The organism is Nocardioides stalactiti (assembly GCF_014180715.1).
Classification (GTDB): domain Bacteria; phylum Actinomycetota; class Actinomycetes; order Propionibacteriales; family Nocardioidaceae; genus Nocardioides; species Nocardioides stalactiti.
The window spans coordinates 1-6,969 of record NZ_JACEFC010000164.1 but is presented as its reverse complement, the minus strand read 5'-3'; the positions used below and the strand labels follow the sequence as shown (position 1 = coordinate 6,969).

7 protein-coding genes are annotated in these 6,969 nt (G+C 72.2%); 3 read left to right on the top strand and 4 right to left on the bottom strand.

Annotation, left to right across the window (positions count from 1 at the left end; all coding sequences use genetic code 11):
• Positions 1 to 98: 98 nt before the first annotated feature.
• Both H0487_RS20915 and H0487_RS20910 read left to right on the top strand, forming a co-directional pair.
• Entirely contained in the window at positions 99 to 1,430 is a 1,332-nt protein-coding gene (locus H0487_RS20915; protein ID WP_183096156.1) for a thioredoxin domain-containing protein, read from the top strand.
• Positions 1,431 to 1,440: 10 nt separating this feature from the next.
• A complete protein-coding gene (locus tag H0487_RS20910; protein ID WP_183096155.1) occupies positions 1,441 to 2,208 on the top strand; it encodes a matrixin family metalloprotease in 768 nt (255 codons plus the stop codon).
• Positions 2,209 to 2,245: 37 nt separating this feature from the next.
• Here the strand turns inward: H0487_RS20910 and H0487_RS20905 are convergent, their stop codons facing one another.
• Together H0487_RS20905 and H0487_RS20900 are read right to left on the bottom strand one after the other, a co-directional pair.
• A complete protein-coding gene (locus H0487_RS20905; RefSeq protein ID WP_183096154.1) occupies positions 2,246 to 3,211 on the bottom strand; it encodes a GGDEF domain-containing protein in 966 nt (321 codons plus the stop codon).
• A gap of 120 nt (positions 3,212 to 3,331) precedes the next feature.
• On the bottom strand, positions 3,332 to 4,057 hold the full coding sequence (locus tag H0487_RS20900; protein ID WP_312856043.1) for a hypothetical protein: 726 nt from the start codon (positions 4,055 to 4,057) through the stop codon (positions 3,332 to 3,334).
• A gap of 22 nt (positions 4,058 to 4,079) precedes the next feature.
• On the opposite strand from H0487_RS20900, the gene H0487_RS20895 reads away from it, so the two are divergent.
• On the top strand, positions 4,080 to 5,216 hold the full coding sequence (locus H0487_RS20895) for a methyltransferase domain-containing protein (protein WP_183096153.1): 1,137 nt from the start codon (positions 4,080 to 4,082) through the stop codon (positions 5,214 to 5,216).
• Here the strand turns inward: H0487_RS20895 and trhA are convergent.
• On the bottom strand, positions 5,213 to 5,953 hold the full coding sequence (gene trhA / locus H0487_RS20890; protein WP_183096152.1) for a PAQR family membrane homeostasis protein TrhA: 741 nt from the start codon (positions 5,951 to 5,953) through the stop codon (positions 5,213 to 5,215). The genes H0487_RS20895 and trhA overlap by 4 nt on opposite strands.
• Before the next feature lie 80 nt (positions 5,954 to 6,033).
• A partial coding sequence (locus H0487_RS20885; RefSeq protein WP_220793644.1) for an AIM24 family protein occupies positions 6,034 to 6,969 on the bottom strand: 936 nt, incomplete at its 5' end.

Here is a 6,969-nt window from a genome sequence, read left to right as displayed (position 1 = left end):
ATCCGGACCTTCCTGGGTCGAGTCGGGACGACAAGTCCCGACTCGACCCAGGAAGGTCCCGACTCGACCCAGGAAGGTCCGGATTCGACGAGGGGCGGGTGCGGCAGGCGCGCCACATGCTCGCCCGGACGACGGCGGCGATGGCGGGCGGCGGGATGTACGACCAGCTCGGCGGCGGGTTCGCGCGCTACGCGGTCGACCGCGGCTGGGTGGTGCCGCACTTCGAGAAGATGCTCTACGACAACGCGCAGTTGGTCGGGCTCTACGCGCGGCTCGGGACGGAGGCCGGCGACCGGGTCGCCCGTGAGACCGCCGACTTCCTGATCCGCGAGCTGGGCACGCCCGAGGGCGGCTTCGCCTCCGCGCTCGACGCCGACAGCCTCGACCCGGAGACCGGACGCAGCGAGGAGGGCGCGTTCTACGCCTGGACGCCGGCCCAGCTCGTCGAGGCGCTCGGCCACGAGCGAGGCCGGTGGGCCGCCGACCTCTTCGGGGTCACCGAGGGCGGCACGTTCGAGCACGGGACGTCCACCCTGCAGCTGCGGCACTTCCCGAGCGACAGCCACGAGCGGGCCCGGCTCTCCGAGGTCCGCGCGCGCCTCCTCGACGTCCGCTCCAGCCGGCCCCGACCCGGGCGGGACGACAAGGTCGTGGCCGCCTGGAACGGGCTGGCGATCTCCGGCCTGTGCGACGCCGGACTGCTGCTCGGCGAGGCACGGTACGTCGACGCGGCCCGGCAGGCCGCCGAGCTCCTCGTCCGGGTCCATCTGCCCGGGGACGGCACCATCCTGCGGGTCTCGAGGGACGGCGCGGCCGGGCCGCACGCCGGCGTGCTCGAGGACTACGCCTGCGTCGCGGGCGGCTTCCTCTCCCTCGTCCAGGCGACCGGCGACGGCCGCTGGCTGACGCTCGCGACCCAGCTGCTCGACGAGGCACTCGCCGGCTTCCGCGCGTCCGACGGCGGCTTCTTCGACACCCACGCCCGGGCCGAGGTCCTGGTGTCCCGGCCGCGCGACCCGGGCGACAACGCCTCACCGAGCGGCACCAGCGCGATGCTCCACGCCCTCGTCGCTGCCCACGCCCTGACGGGGGAGGGCCGCTACCGCGACGCCGCCGAGCAGGCGCTGGCGACCGTCGCCGGCTTGGTCGAGAAGGCGCCCCGCTTCGCGGGCTGGTCGCTCGCCGCCGCACACACCCTGCTCGACGGCCCGCTGGAGGTGGCGGTGGTCGGCCCGGCCGGCCCGGACCGCGATGCCCTCGCCGGCCGCGCCCGACGTATCCCGGGAGCGGTCGTCGTGGTCGCCGACGGTCCGCGCGACGACGTACCCCTCCTGCGCGGGCGGACCGCCGTCGACGGCCGCGCGGCCGCCTACGTGTGCCGCGGCTTCGTCTGCGAGCGGCCGGTCACCTCGCCGGACGGCCTGCCGTGAGCAGCCGCCCATGAGCCAGCCCCTCAGCGAGCGGTGGCGCTCCGGCGCCGCGCTGCTCATCTCGGTCGTCGCGCTCGTGGGGATCATCCTGTGGGCGCCGGCCGAAGGCCCGGCCGGCATCCGGCGTCTGATCTTCGGCGAGGACCGGCTCCGCGACCCCGCGGACGTGCCTGCCGGCGGCACCCACGCCTTCATCGACAATCAGCCGGGTGACCCGGACGACCCGGTGGCGTGGGACCCGTGCGACGCGATCCACTACGAGATCAACCCCGACGGCGCACCGGACTGGATGGACGACCCGGCCGACTTCGTCGAGGAGGCCGTCGAGATCGTCGAGCACTACACCGGCCTCGAGTTCGAGTACGACGGCACCACCGACCGCCGGCCCGAGTGGGACCGGGTCTTCGTCCCGTCCCTGGGCCGGCGGGAGCCGGTGCTGATCTCGTGGGCGACCGAGGACGAGGTGCGCCAGCTCGAGGAGGACGTCGCCGGCATCGGGGGATCCGTCGCGGTCGAGGTGACTCCCGGCGGCCGGAAGCGCTACGTCACCGGGGGCGTCACCCTCGACAGCGACTCCTTCGACCAGCTCGACGGTGTCTTCGGGGCCGACGACGAGGAGGGTCGCGCGATCGTGCTCCACGAGCTCGGCCACCTGGTGGGCCTCGACCACGTCGACTCCTCGGAGGAGCTGATGTTCAGCGAGAACCTCGGCCGCACCGACTTCGGCACCGGTGACCTCAACGGCCTGGTAGCGCTCGGCCAGGGGGACTGCTTCTAGCCCCGACGAGAGGGTCGAGGGGCGCCGAGGGGGAAGCTCAGCCCTCGGCGGCGAGGTGGTGGGTGCGCTTGGCCTCGTACATCCGCGCGTCTGCGAGGAGCAGCGCGTCGGGCAGGCCTTCGGCGTCGAACGCGGTGGCGACGCCCACGCTGGCGCGGCCACCGAGCGCGATGCTGAGCCGGTCCAGCAGGGTGTCGGCGTCGAGGTCGGCGGCGAACACGGCGAACTCGTCGCCACCCAGCCGGCCGACGACGTCGTCCGGACGGACGGACGACCGCAGCACCCGGGCGATGTCGACGATGAGCCGGTCCCCGGCTGCGTGGCCGTCGAGGTCGTTGACGCGCTTGAGCCCGTCGATGTCGACGAACGCCACCCCGCCCGTCGGCGCAGCGGTCGAGGCGAACGCGGCTGCGACCTGCTCGGTGAAGCCCCGACGGTTGAGGAGACCGGTCAGCTCGTCGGTCTGGCTGAGTCGGTGGGCCTCGAGCGCCAGTGCGACCTCCTGCTCCAGCTCCTCGTGGATCGACACCTTCTCCAGGGCGAGCGAGGTCGCGTCGGCGAGGGCGCGGAGCAGTGAGACCTCGTCGTCGGTGGCCTCGTGCAGCTCGGCCCAGTAGGCGCCGATCGCGCCGATCGGGGCGAGGGTCCGGATCGGGGTCATGACCAGGCTCTTGACGAAGGTCGGCTGGTAGGCCTCGTGCGGGATCCGGTCGTCGACGTAGATGTCGGGGATCACCACGTGCTCCTTGTGGAGCATCGCCCACCCGCTGATGCAGGCCTCCAGCGGGAACCGCAGCCCCTTCCAGAGCGGCTCGATGGCGTCCTCGTCGGCGTAGTAGCACTGGTCGCCGTCGCGTAGGACGAAGGTCGCGCCGTCGCAGCCGGCCAGGTCGCGTGCAGCGGATCGCACGATCTCCTGCACCTCGATCAGCCGCGTTGCGAGGGAGAGCTCCTGGACAGCCGTCAACAGGCGTTCGAGCCCGTCCCGGTGCTTGCTCTCCATGACGCAAGGCTACGGTGTCGAGCCAACGTTCGACATGCGGTGCGGGAGTTTCGACGAGAACCAGGATCCAGGACCCGGGACCCGGGACCCGGGACCCCGTTCCGTCGGCGCTGTGCCGGATCAGGCGCCAGCGGACCTCCGCACCTCGTTGAGGACGCTGATCTTCTGCCAGATCTTGCGAGACATCCCGTTGGTGAGGGTCTCGATCGTCGACACCGTGTCGAGGACGACGGCGTCCCGCGACTCCTCGGCACAGAGGGCTGCGGTCTTCCCGACCATGCTCAGCAGCTCCGAGCAGTAGTCGAGGTAGTGCTCGAGCTCCTCGTAGGTGAGGTTCATCGTCGGGCTGACGGAGGTCGGGGTGAAGCCGGTCCGCAGGCGCTCCGGGTCCTTGTTGAGCTGGTGCATGTCGATGATGTGCGCCAGTGACCGCAGCTCGTGGAGCAGGGCCAGGCTGTCGGAGCGACGGAGCCGCTCCGGCACGGTGTAGAGGAACCAGATCCCGATCGCGGCGAACACCAGGTCGTTGACGCCGCTCTCCAGCAAGGACAGCCACTCGACCTCGTGCTCGGGACCTTCCTCGAACGCCGACCCGAGGGCGAAGCTGAACGCCACGACCGTGAGCACGACGACGACGAGGATCAGCACCCGCGAGCCGAGCCGGACGACGCGGAGCCGGTCTCGGTTCAGGGCCGAGCTGGTCGCGACCTTGTCGGCGAGCGCGAGCAGGTCCCCGGAGACGCCGTAGAGCCCTCGCTCGGGGAACCGCGCCCCGATCCGGTCCCGCAGCTGCTGGAGCGTGGCCAGCACGGGTTCCGCCTCGAGACGCTCCAGCGCGATCGTCACGGCCGCAGCCTACGATGACGGCGTGGAGTGCGGGCACTACGAACGGTTCGAGTGCCGCTCCTGCACCTGGCTGGAGCGCCCGTACGACGAGCAGCTCGCCACCAAGGACCGACTCACCCGCGACCGTCTCGCAGCAGCGCTCGGTGACCGACCCGCGCCGGCCTGGTTGCCGCCGGTCGCCAGCACGCCCGAGGCGTTCCGGACCAAGGCCAAGATGGTGGTCGGCGGCACCGTCGAGGTGCCGACGCTCGGGCTGTGGGTGCCGGAGCGCGGCTCTGTCGACATCCGCGACTGCGGGCTGCACACGTCCGGGATCCAGGCGGCGCTCCCGACCCTCGCGGACTTCGTGACCCGCGCCGGGCTCGCGCCGTACGACGTCCCGACGCGGAGCGGCGAGGTCAAGCACGTGCTCGTCACCGAGTCGCCGTCCGGTGAGCTGATGGTGCGGTGGGTGCTGCGGTCGACCGAGGCGGAGGCGCGGGTCCGCAAGCACCTGCCGTGGCTGCTCGCCGCGCTGCCGGGACTGCGGGTGGTGACCCTCAACATCCAGCCGACGCACGCGGCGGTCCTCGAGGGTGAGCGCGAGATCGTGCTCACCGACCGGGTGACCCTGCCGATGCAGGTCAACGGGCTCACCCTCCACCTCGGACCGCGCAGCTTCTTCCAGACCAACACCGAGGTCGCGGCGGCGCTCTACCGGACCGCCCGGGAGTGGACCGACGCGCTCGGGCCGGCGACCGTGCACGACCTCTACTGCGGGGTCGGCGGGTTCGCCCTCCACCTCGCCGGCCCGGGGCGTCGGGTGACCGGCATCGAGATCAGCGCCGACGCGGTGGCGGCGGGCGACCGCGGCCGCGAGGACGCGGGGCTGTCCGCTGCCGAGGTGCGGTTCGTGGCGGGCGACGCGACGTCGTACCTCCTGGCGGAGCCGGCCGACCTCGTCGTCGTGAACCCGCCGCGCCGCGGGCTCGGTCCCGACCTCACGGCCCGTCTCGAGGCGTCCGGGCCGGCGGCCGTCCTCTACTCCAGCTGCAACCCCGAGACGCTCGCACGCGACCTCGAGGTGATGCCCTCCTACCGAGCCGTGCGGGCGCAGGTGCTCGACATGTTCCCGCAGACCGCGCACCTGGAGGTGCTGGCGCTCCTCGAGCGCGGCTAGCGCAGGGAGTACGTCGCCAGCGAGACGCCGACGTAGTGGCTCACGAACGCCAGGATCGTGAACGTGTGGAACACCTCGTGGAAGCCGAACCAGCGGGGGGAGGGGTCGGGCCACTGGAAGCCGTAGACGAGGCCGCCGACGGTGTAGAGCGCGCCGCCGGTCGCGATCAGCACGAAGACGGCGATCCCGACGCCGACGCCGAGGGCCAGTGCGCCGTCGAGGAACGCGGGGATGAAGAAGAGGGCCGCCCACCCCATCGCGATGTAGATCGGCGCCGACAGCCAGCGGGGGGCACTCGGCCAGAAGACCTTGAAGAAGATGCCGAGGACGGCCGCCGTCCACACCACCGAGAGCAGCAGGACCTGGCTGGTCCCCTCGAGCAGGATGAGGCTGAAGGGCGTGTAGGAGCCGGCGATCAGCAGGAAGATGTTGGAGTGGTCGAACCGGTTGAGGATCCGCCACACCTTCGGTGACCACGTCCCGCGGTGATAGACCGCTGAGGTGCCGAACAGCAGGACGGCCGTCGTGGCGTAGAGCGCCGAGCCGATCCGGGTGGTCGCGGTCGGGGAGAGACAGATGAGCACGATCCCGGCGGCCAGGATGAGCGGCGTCGAGCCGGCGTGCAGCCAGCCGCGCAGCCGGGGCTTGATGTCGGCGACGAGCTCCTCCACCTGGTCGCCGATCTGCTCCAGGCCGGCACGGACCCGCTCGTTGGCGTGGTGGAGGGCCTGGTTCATGTCTGAAGGCTATCGGCAGCAGGAAGCCCCCGGATGATCCCCGTCGTCGTGACGGTGGACACCCGGGGGCTTCGCTGCGCTCAGTGCGTGTGCGGCGGGACGATCGCACCCTCGGAGGGCTGGACGATCACGAAGCCCTGGCCCCCGAAGGTGACCTGGAACGCCTCGCCCGAGCCGCGGCCGATGAGCGAGCCGGCGGTGAAGGACTTGTTGAGCGAGGTCTGGAGCTCGATCGACCAGGCGACGATCGCGTTGGTGTCGGCGAACGTCGGCGCCTCGGCGGAGTTGAGGACGACGGGCTCGCCGTCCGTGGTGATCGCGACCCACCCGGTCCCGCGCAACGTGGTGTTGAACAGGCCGCCGGCGGCGATGCTGCCGCCCTTGACCCGCTCGACGTTCCAGTCGAGGCCGGCCGAGAACGCGAGCACGTGCGCGCCGTTGATCGAGATGCCGCTGTTGTTGAGGTGGAGGATGTGGACGTGCTCGGCCGCGTTGGCCAGGAACACGTCGCCCTGCCCCTCGACGCGCATGAGGGAGAGGCCTTCGCCGGTCAGCGCCTTCTTGAGGAACTTGCCGGCGCCGCCGCCCTGGTAGGCGAAGGTCACCGCGCCCTGGTAGGCGACCATCGACCCCTGGCGAGCCATGAACGGCTCGGTGATCCGGACCCGCAGCAGCTTGCCGTTCTGGAGCGACGGGCCGACGCTGGTCTCCTTCTCGGAGTAGCGGCCGTCGACGAGGTCGCCGGAGATGCCGGGCATCGCGGAGTAGCCGGCGGCGGGTGCGGCAGCCGCGGGAGCAGCCTCGGCGTACGGCTGGGCGTGCTGCCCGGAGTACGGCGCCGCGGCGTACGGGTCGGCGGCCGGCGCGGCGGCGTAGGGGTCGGCGGCCATCGGAGCCTCGGCGGCCGGGGGCTGGGCCCACGCGTCGGCGGGAGCGTCGGCCATCGGGGCGGCCTCCGCCGCGGGAGCCTCGGCGGCCGGCGGCTCGACCCAGGAGGAGTCCGCCATCGGCGCGGG